Genomic DNA, 17,494 nt, shown 5'->3' on the forward strand with positions numbered 1-17,494 from the left:
GAAAATCAGTTAGTTTCCGGTTTCACTTCAATGTAGTTCAGACCCAGCACGCTGCTGGTGTAACCGCGGATCTTGTTGGTCATCTCGATATCGCCGTTCAGCTTGTGGCCGTAAGACGGGATGATCTCTTTCAGCTTGCTCTGCCATTCCGGCGTCGCCACTTTGTCTTTGAACACGGTTTCCATCAGATGCAGCATGATCGGCGCAGCGGTAGAAGCGCCCGGCGAAGCACCCAGCAGAGCGGCGATGCTGCCGTCTTCAGAGCTGACGACTTCGGTGCCGAACTGCAGCACGCCGCCTTTATCCGCGTCTTTCTTGATGATCTGTACGCGCTGGCCTGCGGTCCACAGCTTCCAGTCTGCCTGCTTGGCGTCCGGGAAGTACTCTTTCAACGCGGCGAAGCGATCGTCGTCGTTCATCATCAGCTGGCCGACCAGGTATTTCACCAGATCGAAGTTATCCAGACCGACGTGGGTCATCGGCATCAGGTTCGAGGTGCTCAGCGAGTGCATCAGATCGAACAGCGAACCGTTCTTCAGGAACTTGCTGGAGAAGGTGGCGAACGGCCCGAACAGCAGCACGCGCTTGCCGTCCAGCATGCGGGTATCCAGGTGCGGCACGGACATCGGCGGCGAACCTACGCTGGCCAGGCCATACACTTTGGCCAGGTGCTGGTTGGCGATCGCCGGGTTGGTAGTGACCAGGAACTGGCCGCCGACCGGGAAGCCGCCGTAGCCGTCGGCTTCTGGGATGCCGGATTTCTGCAGCAGGGTCAGGGACGCGCCGCCTGCGCCGATGAACACGAACTTGGCGTTAACGGTGGTTTCTTTACCGTCGCGGTTCAGATCGGCAACGGTCACGCTCCAGGTTTGGTCGGCGTTGCGCTTAATGTCGCGCACTTCGTGGCTCAGGTTCAGCTTGAACTTGTCGCTGGCGCTCAGCGCGTCAACCAACTGGTGGGTGATCACGCCGAAGTTGACGTCGGTACCCAGCGGCATGCGGGTCGCGGCGATTTTCTGCGCCGGATCGCGGCCGTTCATCACCAGCGGCGCCCACTGCTTGATTTGCGCAGGGTCTTCGGAATATTCCATGCCGCGGAACAGGGTGCTGTGCTGCAGCGCCGCGTAGCGTTTACGCAGGAAGTTGACGTTGTCGTCACCCCACACGAAGCTCATGTGCGGCACGCTGTTAATGAAGGATTTCGGATCTTTCAGGACAGCGTTTTTCACCTGATAAGACCAGAATTGGCGAGAGATTTCGAAAGACTCGTTGACCTTCACCGCCTTGCTGATGTCGATGGTGCCATCGGCTTTTTCCGGCGTGTAGTTCATTTCGCTAAAGGCGGAGTGGCCGGTACCGGCGTTGTTCCAGCCGTTGGAGCTCTCTTCCGCCACGCCGTTCATGCGCTCGTACATGTCGATGGTCCAGGTCGGCTCCAGCTCATGCAGATAGGTACCCAAGGTGGCGCTCATGATGCCGCCGCCGATCAACACCACGTCGACGGTTTTATTCTTCTCTTCAGCCGCCGCCTGCTGCGTAACGCTAAACAGGCTGAGACTGAAAATCAGGACGAGTAATTTTCTCATTGAATTAAATCTCTTGTGTGTAAATTCTACTCATTGCAGGTGAAAGAATTTAGCGGGAGTTACCCTGGAAAATAATGAAGCCGACCGCCCGGCGTGAGCCGATAGGCAGCGATAATGCCTTTTTGTTAATAGGGTATTTAACGAAAAGTGAACTATTGCAGGCCGTCCGGATGCAAATTGATCGGTTCACGTTACTGGCGGGGTATTATTGTTTGCGAGAATGTTAAAAACTACTTTTGTAACTAAAAAAAATGAATATAAGCAAAAATAGGGCGGTTGCTGTCGCAGGAATAAACAGAGAGGGAAGAAAGGCTGTATAACCGCGTTATTTTAAGGGGTTAATTGTCACGCAATTAAACGTTATTTCGTTATCACACAATAATTGCGGTTAAATTGCAAATACCTATCGGTAACCAATCATAAATGGCCGCCGTTGCGAGCGGCCATCGTTCAGCTGGCGGTTACTTGATGCCCATCGCATCGCGCATGGTGAAGAACAGATCGGTCTGATCGGTCAATCCCACCACGTTGGCGGCGTGCGGGCCGTAGGCCGCGACGCGCAACTGAGTGCCGGTATGCCCCTGCGACTCTTCTTCCGAGTTGCCGTAGCTGAGGGTCATCGGCGCACCGTCTTTGGTGGTCAGTATCTGGGTCAGGCCCGGCGCTTTGGCGTCGGCGGCGACGATCTGGCTGGAGTGCGCGTGGTCGGCGGTGACGATCACCAGCGTGTTGCCGTCGGCGCGAGCGAAGGCCAGCGCTTTTTGCACCGCTTCGTCCAGATCGACGGTTTCACCAATCTGCCCGCACGGATTGGCGGCGTGATCCTGCTTATCGATCGACGCCCCCTCGACCTGCAGGAAGAAGCCGTTCGGGTTGTCTTTCAGCAGCGCGATCGCTTTGTCGGTCATCGCCGCCAGCGTTGGCGTGGCCGCGGTGCGCGCCGGGTTGTTTTCACAGGTTACCGCCGGCTTGTCGAGGTTGCCGTGATAGCTGGCTTTCGGCCCCAGCCAGCGCACCGGCATGTTGCCGTCGGCGAACAGGCCCAGCAGCGGTTTTTGCTGATTGGCCAGGGTAACGGCCTGCAGTTCATCTGCGTTGCTCACCCACTGATAACCCTGTGCCGCCGCCTGGTCCTTCAGCGATTTTCCTTGCCATTCGCCGCTTTTCGCCAGCTGGTTGAAGGACTTCGCACCGCCTCCCAGCGTGACGTCGGCACGGGTTTTCAGCAGTTGCTCGGTGATCGAGCCGCGGCCGCCGTTTTCCAGCGCGTTAGCGGCACATTTCTCGCTGGTTTCTTCCGGGCCGTAGCATTTGCGCGAGGTGACGTGCGACACCAGCGCCGCCGGCGTGGCGTCCTGCAGTTCGGCGGTGGAGACGTTGCCGGTGGCCTTGCCGGCCGCCTTGGCGATCTCCAGCAGCGTTGGCTGGTCTTTGCCGTTCACGTCCACGCCGAGCGCACCGTTATAGGTTTTCACCCCGGTGGCCCAGGCGGTGGCCGAGGCGGCGGAGTCGGTCACGTAATCCGGCTTGTGGGTTTTCTTGTCCAGCGAGTAGTGGGTGTATTGCCCGGTCAGCGGCAGGGCGTCGATGCCCTTGAAGTAACCGCCTGCGCCTTCAGCGTAGTTGCGCGCGGCGGTGATCTCGGAATCCCCCATGCCGTCGCCGATCAGCAGGATCACGTTTTTCACCGTTTTGTCCGACAGCGACGCCTTCAGCGCGGCGGTCTGATCGCCGGCCAGGCGACGGGCGCCGCCCGGCTCGGTGAGGGTACCGCGCGCGGCGCGCTCGGTCAGGCCATCGGCATTGGCCGAGGTTTCCGCCGCGATGGTGGAGGAACAGAGCAGGGCGGACAGCACGGCGCCGGCGATCAGGGATACAGCAGGTTGCATGGGTAAGCTCCTTGTCGTAATACAACAATGTAAATAACATCAAATTGTTATGAAAGGAGAGTAGAGCAGGGGGATGACAATTTTATGACAATGAAAGACGGGACGGTCCGATGGCCATCCCGTGTGACGATCAGGCCGCGCGCGCCGGGATAGCGAGCCCACGCTGCACCGCCGGCCGCGCTAAACCGCGCTCCAGCCACTGCGCGACGCGCGGGAAGCTGTCGAACTCCACCAGATCGCGCGCCTCATAGAAGCCGATCAGGTTACGCACCCAGCCCAGCAGCGAGATATCGGCGATGGTGTAGTCTGCGCCCATGATCCAGTCACGGCCCTCCAGGCGCGTTTCCAACACACCAAGCAGGCGTTTCGATTCGTTTTTGTAACGCTCCAGCGGCCGCTTGTCTTCATATTCGCGCCCGGCGAATTTATGGAAGAAACCGAGCTGGCCGAACATCGGGCCGACGGCGGCCATCTGGAAGAACACCCACTGAATGGTTTCATAACGCTGGGCTGGATCCTGCGGCAGGAAGCGGCCGCTCTTTTCCGCCAGGTAGAGCAGAATGGCGCCGGATTCGAACAGCGGCAGCGGCCGGCCGCCGGGGCCGTCGGGATCGATGATCGCCGGGATCTTGCCGTTCGGATTCAGCGCCAGGAATTCCGGCGTCCAGGTTTCATTGTTGCCGATGTCGATTAGGTGCGCTTCATAAGGCAGGCCGATCTCTTCCAGCATGATGGAGACTTTGACGCCGTTCGGCGTCGGCAGAGAGTAGAGCTGCAGCCATTCCGGATGCTGAGCCGGCCAGCGTTTGACGATCGGGAATTGGGTGGAATCGAGCATGGAAACTCCTCGGGTTGGCGGGGTCGCTTAAGCGTACCCCTAGAGTATTGCAGTAAAACTACCCTGTCGCCGGGTTACACCGTGAGGTCAAAATGTGCGGCCAGCGCTTTTTTACCGGCGGGGGTCAGCTGCAGCTCGCGGCTGTCGAGCCGGCGAAGGATCCAGCCGCGTTGGATAAAGGCGGCCAACAGCGCGGCGCCCAGCGCGCCGCCGAGGTGAGATCGGCGCTCGCTCCAGTCCAGACAGCCGCAGGCGAAGCGGCGGCGAGTGGGCGCGGGAGAGCAATCGACGCCCAGCCGCGTCAGCGCGGCCTGACCGGCGTCGCTTAATCGGTAGTCTTCTTCACCGGCCAGCCAGTTCAGCGCATGCAGCCGATCGTGCAGCTTCACCGCTACCTCGCCCGCCATATGGTCGTAGCAGGTGCGAGCATATTGCAGCGTGGTGGGCGTGCTGCTTTTCACCGACGGGCGCGGTACGCCCGCCAGCGCCATCAGGCCTTCCAGCGCGTCGGCCACCGGTTGCCCGGCCAGCCGGAAATAGCGGTAGCGCCCCTGTTTGACGCAGGCGATCAGCCGCTGCTCCAGCAGTTTCGCCAGATGCGCGCTGGCGGTGGACGGGGCAACCTCGACCGCCGCGCTGAGCTCGGTGGCGGTGTAGGCGCGCCCGTCCATCAACAGGCACAGCATGCGCGCCCGGGTGCGGTCGGCGATGGCGGCGCTCAGCGCCGCTAAACGATCTTCAATGTCGATGTTATGCATACTTCGAGGTTAGACGAAGTATGACTGCGCGTCCATCGCTAACCTGTGGTTATCGCACTCTGGTGCAGTGCGTCTGCGTTCGCTGGATATTGATGAGCGGGCGTTGGAATCGGTGCGGTGGCGCCATTCTTACCATGCGCGCGTACCGGAATTTTACCGTGAGAGGAGACGATAATGATCGCCGTGATTTTTGAACTGCAGGCCGCTGATGGGCAGCGTGATACCTATCTGGCGCTGGCGGCGGAGCTGAAGCCGCTGCTGGCGCAGATCGACGGATTCATTTCCATCGAGCGCTTTCAAAGCCTGGCCGATCCTGCGCGCCTGCTGTCGCTCTCCTTCTGGCGCGACGAGGCGGCGGTGCAGCAGTGGCGCAATCTCGAGCAGCATCGCGCGGCACAGGCGCGCGGCCGTGGCGAGGTGCTGGCGCAGTACCGGTTGCGGGTGGCGGAGGTGGTGCGGGATTACGGGCTGGAGAGACGCGACCAGGCGCCGCAGGATAGCCGTTGCTATCACCGCACCTGAAAAAAGCCCGCTGACGGCGGGCTTTCACCCGTTTATTTCGCTTCGCTGCCCACCTTCATCGCCCCGGCGTAGCGGGCGCCCATTCCCCAGGCGGCGCCGTGGTCGCGGGCGATCTGCAATACGCCCCCCGCCGTGGCCTTGCGGCTCCAGTCCTGCTGCCATTCCAGCATCAACGCCACCCAGTTGATAGGGGTGGCGCCTGCTTGTACCAGGCGCTGCATGGCGTTGTTTTGACTATCTGGCGTAATGTCGCCGGTGACGTCCGACAATATGTAGACCTCATACCCCTCGCCCAGAGCGGACAGCGCCGGCAGCATCACGCAGCTGGCGGTCCACAGCCCGCCGATGATGATTTTCTTGCGGCCGGATTGTTTGATCAGATCCACCACGCGCCGATCCTGCCAGACGTTGATGGCGGTGCGATCGTACACCTGCAGATCCGGGCGTGCCTGCGTCACCTGCTGGAATACCGGCCCGGCGAAGCTTTTGGCGTTGGCCGAGGCCAGAATGGTCGGCACGTTGAACACCTTGGCGGCCTTGGCGATGCCGGCGGCGTTATTCACCAGGTTGGTTTGATCGATAGAGGAAATGGTCATGCCGAACATGTCCTGCAGATCGACCAGCAGCAACAGGCTGTTGTCGGCGGTCAGCGGTTGCACATAACCCGCCTGGCGGCTATCGGCGGCGGGGGATTGCGCCAGCGCGGCGACGGGGGCGGTGGCGGCGCTCAGGCCGAGCATCAGGGCGATTAGGGTCTTTTTCATTATTAACTCCATGATTATCAGTAGATTAAATTCACGTCCCACTCAGGGAAGCGGTTGAATGAAGTCTACTGATATTTATTTGGTTAATAATCTATGGTTTATTGAATTAATAATTAACCTGAAGGACGTAATATGGACGTGCTACTGACGATGCGCGCCTTTCGCCGCGTGGTTGAGCGCAACAGTTTCTATAAGGCGGCGGAGGATCTGGCGATCACGCCGGCGGCGTTGAGCAAGCAGATTAAGCAGTTGGAAAGTCGGTTGGGGACGCTGTTGCTGGTGCGCACCACCCGCAGCATGAGCCTGACCGAAGCCGGGCAGCTCTATTACCAGGAAGCCTGCCGGTTGCTTGGCGAGTTCGACGCGCTGGAGCAGACGGTTGCCGCCAGCGCGCAGCAGGTCTCCGGCACGCTGCGGGTCAATGCGCCGCTCTCGTTCGGCCTGACGGTGCTGTCGCCGCTGCTGCCGCCGTTTATGCAACGTTATCCGCAGCTGCAGGTGGAACTGACGCTGGACGACAGGGTATTGGACGTGGTGGCGGCCGGTTTCGATATTTCCTTGCGCATTCGCCGCCGACTGCCGGATTCTTCCCTCAGCGCCCGGGCGCTGGGTGACGTGCACCAGCGAATTTGCGCCGCGCCCGGCTATTTGGCGCAGCACGGCGTGCCGCAAACGCCCAATGAATTGCCGCGGCACAGCTGTCTGGCCTATTCCCTGGCGGAAAAACCGGGGCAGTGGCAGTTCACCGCCGGCGAGGAGAGCCTGAGCGTGACGTTCACTCCCCGGCTGATCGCCAACAACAGCCTGATGCTGCGAGATATGCTGGTGGCGGGACTGGGCATCGGTTCGCTGCCGTCGTTTGTGGCGGATCCCGAGATTGCTGCCGGCAGACTGGTGCAGCTGTTCCCTGAACAGATTGCCGACGTGCATCAGGTCTTCGCGGTTTACCCGACGCGCCGGCATGTGCAGCAGAAAGTGAGTTTATTCACCGAGTTTGTGCGAGAACAGGGATTGATGACGGCGAATTGACAACGGTGCACGGTTGTCATATTCATTAGCTATGAAAAAATCCTACCGCCCATTCGCGCAAATTATTATCACCCTTCTCCAGAGGGTGGGATAGCGCGTGTGTCGCCAATAAAAACCCGCCGGCAGGCGGGTTTTTTTATCCCCTTCCGGCAACGACCGGAGAACGTCATGCAAACCTACCCTGCAGTTTTACACCTGATGTGCGGCAAGGCCGGCGCAGGCAAATCGACGCTGGCGCAGAGTTTGGCGCAACAACCGCAAACGCTGTTGCTGAGCGAAGATGCGTGGCTGGCGACGCTGTATGAACAGGAGATGGCCAGTCTGCAAGACTACGCGCGCTGTTCCGACCGGTTGCGGCGGGCGCTGGGCGGGCACCTCGTTCAGCTGCTGCGCGGCGGTTGGTCCGTGGCGCTCGATTTTCCGATGAATACGCCGGACAGGCGGCGCTGGGCCAAAGCCTTGGCGGAGGAGGCCGGCGTCGCACACTGCCTGCACTTTCTCGATGTCAGCCATGCGCAGTGCCTGAGCCGGATAACGCTGAGAAATGCGCGCGGCGAGCACCCGTTTGCCCTGAGCGAAGCGGAGTTTGAGCGCCTGGCGCAGTACTTTGTTCCCCCGGCGGAAGAGGAAGGGATGACCGTCTTGCGTTATGGCGAACGGGACTGAAAACCGGCGCCATGACGGCGCCGGCAACAGGGTTAGGCTTCGGCGTTAAACGCGTTGTGGAAGGTGACCTCCGCGCACGGCAGCGCGCCCTGGAAGGCGATGGCGCGGAAGTAGTCTTGCGGCACGCCCGGCAGGGCCAGCGCGCACTGCGCCTGGAAGCCGAAACGGCCGTAATAGTTCGGATCGCCCAGCACTACGCAGCCTGCGGCGCCGCGTTCCTGCAGCTCGGCCAGCAGCCGGCGGATCAGCCGGCTGCCGATCCCCTGGTTCTGACAGGCCGGCAGCACCGACACCGGCGCCAGCCCGTACCACCCGGCGGCGCCGTTGCTGAGTACGACCGGCGAGATGGACGCGTGCCCGATCGGTGTGCCATTTTGCTCGGCGACCAGCGACAGGGTGAGAGCTCCCGCCGCGCGCAGCGCATTGACGATAAACTGCTCGGTGTGGCTGCTGTGCTCGGCATGCAAGAATGCGGCGGCGGTCAGGGTGGCGATGGCGCCGACGTCGGCCGGCGTTTCGTGGCGTAACGTGATGTTCATGGTTGTATCCTGATTAAATAAGGCTGTGCCGACCGGGCTGCCTGCCCGGCCGGTATCGATGATTAACGGTTATCCAGCTGCGCCCGCACGGCCTTGAGCCCGGCAAAGGTGACGCGATAAGGGCGCCCCTGGCGAGAGAGGATCAGGCGTTTGGTTTTGAGCTTGGTGAAGACGGCCAGCGAGCAGTCGGCCAGGCCGAGCCCTTCGCGGGTGTAGCATTCGACGTGGGTGACGCGACCGGCGTCGTTGCGGGTGAAGGCGATATAGCCGCCTTTGGCCAACACGTGCAGCACGCGTTGTTCCGCTTTGGAAATGTTCATGTTGGGAGATCCTGTAATAACCCCAGATACGCGCATCCCCGCGCAAACGCGCGTCGGATACGTCAGAGTCCCTCGCCATACGGCAAGGAAGCGACTATCGGGTGGTTACAATCTCCAACATACAGGCCTCGGGCAGTGAAAAACGCCAGGGCGGCGTTTAAGCGCAGTTAATGTAGCCAATGGCCGGTTGGCTGTCAATTTGCCGGCAGCGCGGGCCGCCGGCGAAAGGCCAATTAGAAAGGCTTGGTTGGCAGGTATTTGCCGTCCAGGGTGATCACCGCGCGTTCGCCGCCGTCCGGATCGGCGACCTTCTTGATATCCAGCTTGAAGTTGATGGCGCTGATGATGCCGTCGCCAAACTGCTCGTGCACCAGCGCTTTCAGCGTGGAACCGTAAACCTGCAGCATTTCATAGAAGCGATAAATGGTCGGATCGGTTGGCACGCCGCCGGGAATGCTGCCGCGCAGCGGGATGGTTTGCAGCAGCAGCACCGCTTCTTCGTCCAGCCCCAGCTTGGCCGCTACCGTGCGCGCCGCCGGTTCCGGCAGCGCATGCTGCCCCAGCAGGGCGGCGGTGACAAACGCCAGGCTGAGACCGGTGCCCTCGGCCAGCGCTTCGAACGTCAGATTATGGCGGATCTTGGCGGCCATGATGGTGTCGGTGAGCGCTTCGCGCGGGGCGGCGTTGTGCAGAGAGTGTGTCATGTTGACTCCTTTTGTGGGCTTAAAAACGGGCGATCGCCGGGGTGGCGGTCACCTCGGGATGGGTGGCGAGCGGCACGAAGCGGCGGGTTTCGCCGTCCAGCGCCTCGATAGCGCCGCTGGCGATGTCATAGACCCAGCCGTGCAGCGCCAGGCGGCCCTGATCCAGCGCCAGGGCGACGGAAGGGTGCGTTTTGATGTTGTTGAGCTGGGCGATGACGTTTTCGCGCACCATCGATGCGACCCGGGCTGCGTCGGAGGCGTGCGGATAAGCCTGGTTGACCGCCTTGGCGGAATCGGCGTAACGCAGCCAGCCGGCGACCGTCGGCAGGTGATCCAGACACTGGCAGGTGGCGATGGCGGTCATCGCGCCGCAGTCGGAATGGCCGCAGATCACGATGTCTTCTACGCCCAGCGCAGCGACGGCGTACTCGACCGAGGCGGTCACCCCGCCGGGTTCGGGGCCAAAAGAAGGCACGATGTTACCGGCGTTGCGGATCACGAACAGATCGCCCGGCTCGCGCTGGGTGACCAGCTCCGGCACCAGGCGGCTGTCGGAACATGAGATAAACAGGGTGCGCGGGTTTTGGCGGGTCGCCAACTGCTGAAACAGCGCCGTGCGTTCAACAAAGGCTTCGCGCTGGAACTTCAGGAAGCCTTCAATCACCTCTTTCATCCGTTTCTCCATTGGGTGTCGTTATGCGATGGCGGCATGATGAACGCTTCTGGCTATAGGGTCTAAGACCCATTTATAATGCTGGCTATAGGTTTTACTAATAGCTGGGGCGCTATGCTGCTGCGACACATCCGTTATTTTCTGGCCGTTGCCGAACAGGGCAACTTCACCCGCGCCGCCGAAGCGTTGCACGTCTCGCAACCGACGTTGTCCCAGCAGATCAAGCAGTTGGAAGACGCACTGGGAGCGCCGTTGTTCGATCGCAGTGGCAGAGCCGTGCGCCTGACCGACGCCGGTGAGGCGTGGATGCGCTATGCGCGGCTGGCGCTGCAGGATTTGGACGCCGGCGCGCGGGCGATCCATGACGTGGCGACGCTGGCGCGCGGCCATTTGCGGCTGGCGATGACGCCAACCTTCACCGCCTATCTGGTGGGGCCGACGATCGATGCGTTCTATCGCCGCTACCCGGGGATTACCCTGAGCATTGAGGAGATGGCGCAAGAGCGGATCGAGGCGCTGCTGGCGCAGGATCGGCTGGACCTGGGGATCGCCTTCGAGATGGCGCAGTCGGCGGAGGTAGAAGCCACGCCGTTGTTCAGCGAGACGCTGGAGCTGATGGTCGGCGCCGATCATCCCCTGGCGGCGCATCGCCGTCCGCTGAGGCTGGCGGAGTGGCAACATCTGCCGCTGGCTTTGCTGAGTGGCGACTTCGCCACGCGGCAGTTTATCGATCGCTACTGCACACAGTTGGGATTTCGGCCGCAGGTGGCGGTGGAGGCCAATGCGCTGGGCGCCATCGTCGAGATCGTGCGGCGCGGGCAGCTTGCCACGCTGCTGCCAGCCGCCATTGCGCGCGAGAACCGGCAGTTGAAAAAAGTGGCGTTGGCCAACGCCATGCCGGTGCGACAGGCGGTATGGCTGCAGCGCAAAGGCGCTTACCGCAGCGCCGCCGCGCAGGCGTTTATCGCCGTTTTGCAGCAACAGGGCGTTACGCCAACGCACTCCAGCGCTGCGTCATCCCCAGCAGATGCACCAGCCCGAAGCCGAGGCAAATCAGCGAGCTGACGACGATAAAACGCTGGCTGCGGCCAGTATCACGCAGGGCGAAAGGGCCGGCGACGCCGCGCAGCAGGTAGATAAAGGTGATGATAAACAGCGCGGGCCGCAGCAGCGGCAGCGGCGCGATCAGGCCCGCGCCGGACAGCGCGTACAGCGCCCAAATAAACAGAACCAGCGCGATACCGGCGGTGACGACGGCCGGGAACTTTTTACCCGCTTCCGCCGCCTTAATGAAGCGATCGCCGGCGCCGCACAGCCGATAGCCGCGCGGCCCGGCGGCGATCACCCAAATATGCAGCAGGGCGGCGATGGTGCTCAGCGCGGCGCCGATCAGCAGTGCGGTGTTATAGAGGTGTGGCACGGTAAGGCTTCCCTGTCAGAAACGTGATTGGCATGAAGCGTAGACCAGAAAAGACGAATTAACCGAACGCAACAGGGAAGAGGAGCAAGTGATGAGAGTGGCGACAGGCATGCTGAGCGTATTGGCGCTGTGGAGCGGGCTGGCGATGGCGCAATCTGCAGCGCTGACGCTGCCGCGGGAGGATGGTTCGAGTATTCATTACTATCTGGACGCTGCGGTGCCCGGGCAATCGTCGGCGGCGCTGTTGGTGATCCTGCAAGGTTCGGATTGCAACAGCGTGCGGCATATCCGCCTGGTCACGCCGATGCGGCAGGTGTTACCCGCCGCAGACCTGCTGACGGTGGAGAAATACGGCATCGACGACACCTTGCCGTACCGCGAAGAGGTGCCGCGGCAGGATTGCCCGGACGCTTTCGTGCAGCATGATACGCCGCAGCGGCGGGTGAGCGATGTCACCCAGGTGCTGCAGGCGGTGAGTGCGCGCAACGGCTATCAAAAGGTCGCGGTGCTGGGGGGCAGCGAAGGGGCGGTGATCGCCAATCTGGTGACGGCCTCCTCGGGCCTGGTTGACGCCACCCTGGCGTTCAGCGGCGGCGGACGCTGGTTTATTGACGATGTGCGCCACAGCGTGGCCGACGCGCCAAAAGAAGAGAAAGCCGGGCTGAACGCATTTTTACAGCAGGTGCTGACGGCGCCGCCGTTCCCCCTGAACGCCAGCGATCATGGCTATGCCTGGTGGCATGGCATGCTGAACATCGATCAGCTTGCCTCCCTGCGCAGCATCAAGACGCCGGTGCTGATCGTGCAGGGTGACCAGGATCGCGCCGTTTCGCCGGGGGCGGTCGGGAAAATGATCGCCGAGCTGCGGGCCGACGGCAAAACGAATATCACTTACCTGAATTATCCGGCTTTAGACCATGTGATGCGGCGCGAAAATGGCGAGAGTGAAATGACGCGGGTGGTGGCGGATATGCGCGCGTGGCTGGAGAAGCAGCTGCGCTGAGTGTCCATTCCACTCACAAATATTCTTGCTAATCAGGCGGTGCGCTCGTTGGGGCGTTTCGCCTGGGTATTTTCCGCTAAATCGCCTGCGGGCGGATTTGCCCGCAACCGCTCAAAATGTCACCGAAACTTCCCGCGATCTCTGCACCCCGTTGTGGCATAATGCGCGCCAAATCACATTCCCTATGTATAAAGAGCGAGCGCTGTGTAATGTGTTTTTATTTTCAACTTACGAAAAATTGATTGAGATTAGCATTTACTATTTAAATAGTAAGTTGTGGACATTATTAACTTTGCTAATTATTGTTTTTTTATCATATTTTTTCTCTTTCTATTCTTATTTTTGATGAATCTAATGTTGATTTTTTGTATTATAAAAACTCTAAAATAGTTAGGGTGAAAATAATGGCTTTTAATCTTACTAGAATGACAGTCTATGCTTTAATTAGTGCTCTTGAAGAAGACCTCCGCGCTATAATAAAAGATAACTTAGTTAGCGTAGACAACCCTTTTAGATTGATAAACATAGAGTTAGAGTTGAGGGCTAGAGGGAGAGTAGAAAGAGATATTGGTGAGTATTTGAATGAAATAGACTTTAGCGATCTTGTTGACTACTTTGATCTTGGTGATACATATCAAACAATAAACGCTAATTCATCATTTTTCCCTGCTCACATTTCAAGTATGGTGAAGAAAAATACAAAAAAACTTGATGCTATAGTTCCTATAAGAAATAGAGTGATGCATATTCGTCCTTTGGACGTAGAGGATTTTCCTTCTGTTTCATCTTTAGCATTGAAGCTAGTTGAGGAAGATGAAAGTATATGGAAAAATACTAAAGAAACATTTGAAAAAATAGATCATAATCCAAGTTTTGTATTATCTTTAGATATAAAATGCCTCGAAGAGGATGATTACAACCACAACTTACCTTTGCCTGATTTTGACGAAACAGGATTGATCGGTAGAAGCGAGGATGTGAAGAAAGTAAAACAGCTATGTTTAGGTGGTTTTCCCGTCATATCAATTGTCGGTGAGGGCGGGGTTGGGAAAACGGCATTGGCATTAAAAGTTGCTTATGAACTCTTGGAGGATCCAACGTCTCCTTTTGATGCTATAGTATGGGTGTCATCAAAGACTACACAAATAACAGTTAATGAAATAAAAGATATCAAAGGAGCTATATATGACTCATTGGGGGTTATTCAGGAAATATCCAATCAAGTGGTAGGTCAAAGTCCTGAGCCAATAAGGTTAGAAGAGATAATAGAGTACCTTGCGACTTTTAAAATAGCGTTGTTCATAGATAACTTAGAAACAATCCTTGATGATAATATAAAAAATTTTGTTGGCTCATTGCCCCCAGGAAGTAAAATAATTATTACTTCAAGGATTGGATTAGGTGCCTATGAGTATCCTGTTAAATTGCAAGGGATTGATGAGTCATATGCATCCCAATTGTTAAGAATGCTTGCTAAACTAAGGGGCGTTGACTGCCTCTCTAAACTGGATGAAAAAGTTTTACGAGGGTATGTTAATAGAATGCATAGGAACCCTAGCTATATAAAATGGTTTGTTAGTTCTGTTCAAACAGGTCTTTCACCTGAAAGTGTATTGCAGAATTCGACTATCTTTCTTGAGTTTTGTATGTCAAATGTTTATGAGTTTCTATCAAAGGAAGCTCAGCATCTTACCGCAGCTATGCAATGTGCTCCAGGGCTTAAAGATATCCCTGAGTTGGCTTATTTGACTGATTTCGACTCATTACACGCTCAACGGGCAATACAACAGTTAATGTCTACAAATATGCTTTCTCAGTCATCAAAAATCAAAGGGGCTAGTGTTAAAACAACTTATGAACTTTCTGAGTTAGCAAGATCATACTTGGGGAAACATCATAAACCATCACAATCTTTCCAGAAAAACATCAGAGAGAAGAGAAACAAACTAAATTCCATATTTGAGCAGCAAATGTCGGTTAGAACAAGAAATAAATATGATGTAAATAATATAAAGTTTAGAGATAAGTCTGACCGTGTGATTGCAAAAATGCTTTCTGATGCACAAGCGAATATAAGGAATAGCTCACATGATAAGGCATATGAAATCTTGGTTGAGGCACATAGGTTAGCACCAGATTATTTTGAGGTTGCTCGAGTCATGGCATATTTTCACCAGAAAAGTGGCAATTTGAGTGATGCTAGGTCTCAATATGAATTGGCTATTGTATTAGCTCCTGATACACCTCAATTACATTATTGGTTTGGAAGGTTCTTATTACACGAAGAAGAGAATATCGATGATGCGATTGCACAATTTGAAATTGCTCATGAGATTGATGATGAGTCGATTGAAGTATCTCTTGATCTTGCTCGGGCTTATTTATTCCAACATAACTTTGATATGTGTAGCAAAATTCTCAATAAATTAGAACCTATAATTGAGACTGCGGGGGATCATCAATATAAAGTATACCTTGATACTGATATTCAAATATTCTATCGCATGGCAGATAATTTTTCTCAAAATGGGAGTTTCGAAAAATCGCTTGAATCTCTTGAGAAAATGAAATTTGCATTTAATAGCCTCCCTGAAAAATTTAAAGACAGATATATCCGACGGAAGCTATTAAAGTGCGAGTTTACACTAAATAAGATAACAAAAAGCTGCACCGATCCAGCAATAAAATTGCAAGTGGAGAATTTTAGAGATTGGATTCAGCAGGAAACGGCTTTATTATAAATTAATGGTTTATAGTCGAGTTAAACTACGGCTATAAACCAGTAACTTAATGCTCCTGATAAATCGCTCTTTATCTTGCGAGTTTAACCATCTGTTTTCAGTATCAATATAGTCGTAGCAAGGTAGTAGAAATCGACCGGTACGCTGATAAAACCTTGTGCAAACCCGCGCACTAAATTGCTGTCAATGTTTACGGCATCCGCCATGTCGTTGGCTATCTGCTTTGCGCTTTTCATAGAAATCCTTTTCAATATGAACCGCCGAATCTAGCAGACTTTTTGTACGCAAGCCAATGCCCACCGGCAAACGGCACCAGCCTGACGCTCAAAATGTCACCGAAACTTCCCGCGATCTCTGCACCCCGTTGTGGCATAATGCGCGCCAAATCACATTCCCTATGTATAAAGAGCGAGCGCTGTGTTAAGCACTAACAACATCACCATGCAGTTCGGCAGTAAGCCGTTGTTTGAAAACATCTCTGTTAAATTCGGCGGCGGCAACCGTTACGGCCTGATCGGCGCCAACGGCTGCGGCAAGTCCACCTTTATGAAAATCCTCGGCGGCGATCTGGTGCCGAGCGGCGGCAACGTGTTCCTCGATCCGAACGAGCGCCTGGGTAAACTGCGTCAGGATCAGTTCGCCTTCGAGCAGTACAGCGTGCTGGACACCGTGATCATGGGTCACACCGAACTGTGGGCGGTGAAGGAAGAGCGCGACCGCATCTACGCATTGGCGGAGATGAGCGAAGAAGACGGCTATAAAGTAGCCGACCTGGAAGTGGCCTACGGCGAAATGGACGGTTATACCGCCGAAGCGCGTGCCGGCGAACTGCTGCTTGGCGTGGGCATTCCGGTGGAACAGCACTATGGCCCGATGAGCGAAATCGCGCCGGGCTTCAAGCTGCGCGTGTTGCTGGCGCAGGCGCTGTTCTCCGATCCGGAAATCCTGTTGCTCGACGAACCAACCAACAACCTGGACATCGACACCATTCGTTGGCTGGAGCAGGTGCTGAACGAACGCAATAGCACCATGATCATCATCTCGCACGACCGTCACTTCCTGAACATGGTCTGCACCCACATGGCGGATCTGGACTACGGCGAGCTGCGCGTCTACCCGGGCAACTACGACGAATACATGACCGCCGCCACCCAGGCGCGTGAGCGTCTGATGGCGGACAACGCCAAGAAGAAAGCGCAGATCAGCGAGCTGCAGTCGTTCGTCAGCCGCTTTAGCGCCAACGCCTCCAAATCCAAGCAGGCCACCTCGCGCGCCCGCCAGATTGACAAGATCCAGCTGGAAGAGGTGAAAGCCTCCAGCCGCCAGAACCCGTTCATCCGTTTCGAGCAGGACAAGAAGCTGTTCCGTAACGCATTGGAAGTGGAAACGCTCACCAAGGGCTTCGACGAAGGCCCGCTGTTCAACAAGCTGAACCTGATGGTGGAAGTGGGCGAGAAGGTCGCGGTGCTGGGTGCCAACGGCATCGGTAAAACCACCCTGCTGAAAACGCTGGTGGGCGACGCGCAGCCGGACAGCGGCACCGTGAAGTGGTCGGAAAATGCCCGTATCGGTTATTACGCGCAGGATCACGAATACGAGTTCGACGACACCCTGACCGTGTTCGACTGGATGAGCCAGTGGAAGCAGGAAAAAGACGACGAGCAGGCGGTGCGCAGTGTGCTGGGCCGTTTGCTGTTCAGCCAGGACGACATCAAGAAGCGCGTGAAGGTGCTATCCGGTGGTGAGAAGGGCCGCATGCTGTTCGGCAAGCTGATGATGCAGCGCCCGAATATTCTGGTGATGGACGAACCGACCAACCACCTGGATATGGAATCCATCGAATCGCTGAACATGGCGCTGGAGATGTACGAAGGCACGCTGATCTTCGTCTCCCACGACCGTGAGTTCGTCAGCTCGCTGGCGACCCGGATTCTGGAAATCACCCCGAACAAGGTGATCGACTTTACCGGCAACTACGAAGACTATCTGCGCAGCCAGGGCATCGTGTAACCCTCGCGGTAACGCATCAGGGCGGGAATTAT

18 protein-coding genes are annotated in these 17,494 nt (G+C 56.9%); 7 read left to right on the forward strand and 11 right to left on the reverse strand.

The window, feature by feature from the left end; all coding sequences use genetic code 11:
* Positions 1–5: 5 nt before the first annotated feature.
* The 4 genes from mqo to ACMGGW_RS05950 all read right to left on the reverse strand — a co-directional run bounded on the left by mqo (position 6) and on the right by ACMGGW_RS05950 (position 5,071).
* A complete protein-coding gene (gene mqo / locus ACMGGW_RS05935) occupies positions 6–1,586 on the reverse strand; it encodes a malate dehydrogenase (quinone) (protein WP_025302118.1) in 1,581 nt (526 codons plus the stop codon).
* Between the two features lie 461 nt (positions 1,587–2,047).
* Positions 2,048–3,475, reverse strand: coding sequence for an alkaline phosphatase (gene phoA, locus ACMGGW_RS05940; RefSeq protein ID WP_049295264.1), 1,428 nt, complete (start codon positions 3,473–3,475; stop codon positions 2,048–2,050).
* Between the two features lie 130 nt (positions 3,476–3,605).
* The gene (locus ACMGGW_RS05945) at positions 3,606–4,313 is read right to left on the reverse strand and encodes a glutathione S-transferase N-terminal domain-containing protein (protein ID WP_025302120.1); all 708 of its coding nucleotides are present in this window, start codon (positions 4,311–4,313) and stop codon (positions 3,606–3,608) included.
* 74 nt (positions 4,314–4,387) lie between these two features.
* Complete coding sequence (locus ACMGGW_RS05950) at positions 4,388–5,071, reverse strand: ArsR/SmtB family transcription factor (protein ID WP_049208883.1); 684 nt, start codon at positions 5,069–5,071, stop codon at positions 4,388–4,390.
* Between the two features lie 174 nt (positions 5,072–5,245).
* Here ACMGGW_RS05950 and ACMGGW_RS05955 point away from each other — a divergent pair, with 174 nt between their 5' ends.
* Positions 5,246–5,593, forward strand: coding sequence for an antibiotic biosynthesis monooxygenase family protein (locus ACMGGW_RS05955; protein WP_025302122.1), 348 nt, complete (start codon positions 5,246–5,248; stop codon positions 5,591–5,593).
* A 32-nt stretch (positions 5,594–5,625) separates the two neighbouring features.
* On the opposite strand, the gene ACMGGW_RS05960 is transcribed toward ACMGGW_RS05955, so the two are convergent.
* Positions 5,626–6,357: an isochorismatase family protein gene (locus ACMGGW_RS05960; protein WP_025302123.1), complete on the reverse strand. Its 732-nt coding sequence runs from the start codon at positions 6,355–6,357 to the stop codon at positions 5,626–5,628.
* 132 nt (positions 6,358–6,489) lie between these two features.
* On the opposite strand from ACMGGW_RS05960, the gene ACMGGW_RS05965 reads away from it, so the two are divergent.
* Positions 6,490–7,386 carry a LysR family transcriptional regulator gene (locus ACMGGW_RS05965; protein ID WP_025302124.1) on the forward strand — a complete coding sequence of 299 codons (897 nt, stop codon included), beginning with the start codon at positions 6,490–6,492 and terminating at the stop codon, positions 7,384–7,386.
* A 168-nt stretch (positions 7,387–7,554) separates the two neighbouring features.
* Positions 7,555–8,052, forward strand: a complete 498-nt coding sequence (locus ACMGGW_RS05970; protein ID WP_049295266.1) for an AAA family ATPase — start codon at positions 7,555–7,557, stop codon at positions 8,050–8,052.
* Between the two features lie 32 nt (positions 8,053–8,084).
* Here ACMGGW_RS05970 and ACMGGW_RS05975 read toward each other — a convergent pair whose 3' ends face one another.
* From ACMGGW_RS05975 to ACMGGW_RS05990, 4 genes are all read right to left on the reverse strand, one after another.
* On the reverse strand, positions 8,085–8,591 hold the full coding sequence (locus ACMGGW_RS05975) for a GNAT family N-acetyltransferase (protein ID WP_127146402.1): 507 nt from the start codon (positions 8,589–8,591) through the stop codon (positions 8,085–8,087).
* A gap of 62 nt (positions 8,592–8,653) precedes the next feature.
* Positions 8,654–8,911 (reverse strand): YjhX family toxin, encoded by a 258-nt coding sequence (locus ACMGGW_RS05980; RefSeq protein ID WP_004939031.1) that lies wholly within the window; start codon positions 8,909–8,911, stop codon positions 8,654–8,656.
* A 233-nt stretch (positions 8,912–9,144) separates the two neighbouring features.
* A complete protein-coding gene (gene cynS, locus ACMGGW_RS05985) occupies positions 9,145–9,615 on the reverse strand; it encodes a cyanase (protein WP_025302127.1) in 471 nt (156 codons plus the stop codon).
* A gap of 19 nt (positions 9,616–9,634) precedes the next feature.
* Complete coding sequence (locus ACMGGW_RS05990; protein ID WP_049203432.1) at positions 9,635–10,288, reverse strand: carbonic anhydrase; 654 nt, start codon at positions 10,286–10,288, stop codon at positions 9,635–9,637.
* A gap of 114 nt (positions 10,289–10,402) precedes the next feature.
* Here ACMGGW_RS05990 and cynR point away from each other — a divergent pair, with 114 nt between their 5' ends.
* Positions 10,403–11,353 (forward strand): transcriptional regulator CynR, encoded by a 951-nt coding sequence (gene cynR / locus ACMGGW_RS05995; RefSeq protein WP_043143408.1) that lies wholly within the window; start codon positions 10,403–10,405, stop codon positions 11,351–11,353.
* On the opposite strand, the gene ACMGGW_RS06000 is transcribed toward cynR, so the two are convergent.
* Positions 11,277–11,708 (reverse strand): hypothetical protein, encoded by a 432-nt coding sequence (locus tag ACMGGW_RS06000; protein ID WP_043143410.1) that lies wholly within the window; start codon positions 11,706–11,708, stop codon positions 11,277–11,279. The two genes, cynR and ACMGGW_RS06000, sit on opposite strands and share 77 nt — an antisense overlap.
* 91 nt (positions 11,709–11,799) lie before the next feature.
* On the opposite strand from ACMGGW_RS06000, the gene ACMGGW_RS06005 reads away from it, so the two are divergent.
* Together ACMGGW_RS06005 and ACMGGW_RS06010 are read left to right on the forward strand one after the other, a co-directional pair.
* Positions 11,800–12,711: a prolyl oligopeptidase family serine peptidase gene (locus ACMGGW_RS06005; RefSeq protein WP_197832354.1), complete on the forward strand. Its 912-nt coding sequence runs from the start codon at positions 11,800–11,802 to the stop codon at positions 12,709–12,711.
* Positions 12,712–13,115: 404 nt separating this feature from the next.
* Positions 13,116–15,452, forward strand: a complete 2,337-nt coding sequence (locus ACMGGW_RS06010; protein WP_049203535.1) for a tetratricopeptide repeat protein — start codon at positions 13,116–13,118, stop codon at positions 15,450–15,452.
* 83 nt (positions 15,453–15,535) lie between these two features.
* Here the strand turns inward: ACMGGW_RS06010 and ACMGGW_RS06015 are convergent, their stop codons facing one another.
* Entirely contained in the window at positions 15,536–15,688 is a 153-nt protein-coding gene (locus ACMGGW_RS06015) for a hypothetical protein (RefSeq protein ID WP_193389588.1), read from the reverse strand.
* A gap of 181 nt (positions 15,689–15,869) precedes the next feature.
* Here ACMGGW_RS06015 and ACMGGW_RS06020 point away from each other — a divergent pair, with 181 nt between their 5' ends.
* Entirely contained in the window at positions 15,870–17,462 is a 1,593-nt protein-coding gene (locus tag ACMGGW_RS06020; RefSeq protein ID WP_049276117.1) for an ABC-F family ATPase, read from the forward strand.
* The last annotated feature ends 32 nt before the right edge of the window (positions 17,463–17,494 follow it).

This window comes from Serratia sp. BNK-4, assembly GCF_048685115.1.
GTDB lineage: Bacteria > Pseudomonadota > Gammaproteobacteria > Enterobacterales > Enterobacteriaceae > Serratia > Serratia bockelmannii.

Coding starts and splice junctions, on each gene's coding strand:
- ACMGGW_RS06010 (WP_049203535.1), top strand. CDS start 13,116: ATGGCTTTTAATCTTACTAGAATGACAGTCTATGCTTTAATTAGTGCT.
- ACMGGW_RS05970 (WP_049295266.1), top strand. CDS start 7,555: ATGCAAACCTACCCTGCAGTTTTACACCTGATGTGCGGCAAGGCCGGC.
- ACMGGW_RS05990 (WP_049203432.1), bottom strand. CDS start 10,288: ATGAAAGAGGTGATTGAAGGCTTCCTGAAGTTCCAGCGCGAAGCCTTT.
- ACMGGW_RS06005 (WP_197832354.1), top strand. CDS start 11,800: ATGAGAGTGGCGACAGGCATGCTGAGCGTATTGGCGCTGTGGAGCGGG.
- mqo (WP_025302118.1), bottom strand. CDS start 1,586: ATGAGAAAATTACTCGTCCTGATTTTCAGTCTCAGCCTGTTTAGCGTT.
- ACMGGW_RS05975 (WP_127146402.1), bottom strand. CDS start 8,591: ATGAACATCACGTTACGCCACGAAACGCCGGCCGACGTCGGCGCCATC.
- ACMGGW_RS05950 (WP_049208883.1), bottom strand. CDS start 5,071: ATGCATAACATCGACATTGAAGATCGTTTAGCGGCGCTGAGCGCCGCC.
- ACMGGW_RS05980 (WP_004939031.1), bottom strand. CDS start 8,911: ATGAACATTTCCAAAGCGGAACAACGCGTGCTGCACGTGTTGGCCAAA.
- ACMGGW_RS05945 (WP_025302120.1), bottom strand. CDS start 4,313: ATGCTCGATTCCACCCAATTCCCGATCGTCAAACGCTGGCCGGCTCAG.
- phoA (WP_049295264.1), bottom strand. CDS start 3,475: ATGCAACCTGCTGTATCCCTGATCGCCGGCGCCGTGCTGTCCGCCCTG.
- cynR (WP_043143408.1), top strand. CDS start 10,403: ATGCTGCTGCGACACATCCGTTATTTTCTGGCCGTTGCCGAACAGGGC.
- ACMGGW_RS06015 (WP_193389588.1), bottom strand. CDS start 15,688: ATGAAAAGCGCAAAGCAGATAGCCAACGACATGGCGGATGCCGTAAAC.
- ACMGGW_RS05955 (WP_025302122.1), top strand. CDS start 5,246: ATGATCGCCGTGATTTTTGAACTGCAGGCCGCTGATGGGCAGCGTGAT.
- ACMGGW_RS05965 (WP_025302124.1), top strand. CDS start 6,490: ATGGACGTGCTACTGACGATGCGCGCCTTTCGCCGCGTGGTTGAGCGC.
- ACMGGW_RS05960 (WP_025302123.1), bottom strand. CDS start 6,357: ATGAAAAAGACCCTAATCGCCCTGATGCTCGGCCTGAGCGCCGCCACC.
- cynS (WP_025302127.1), bottom strand. CDS start 9,615: ATGACACACTCTCTGCACAACGCCGCCCCGCGCGAAGCGCTCACCGAC.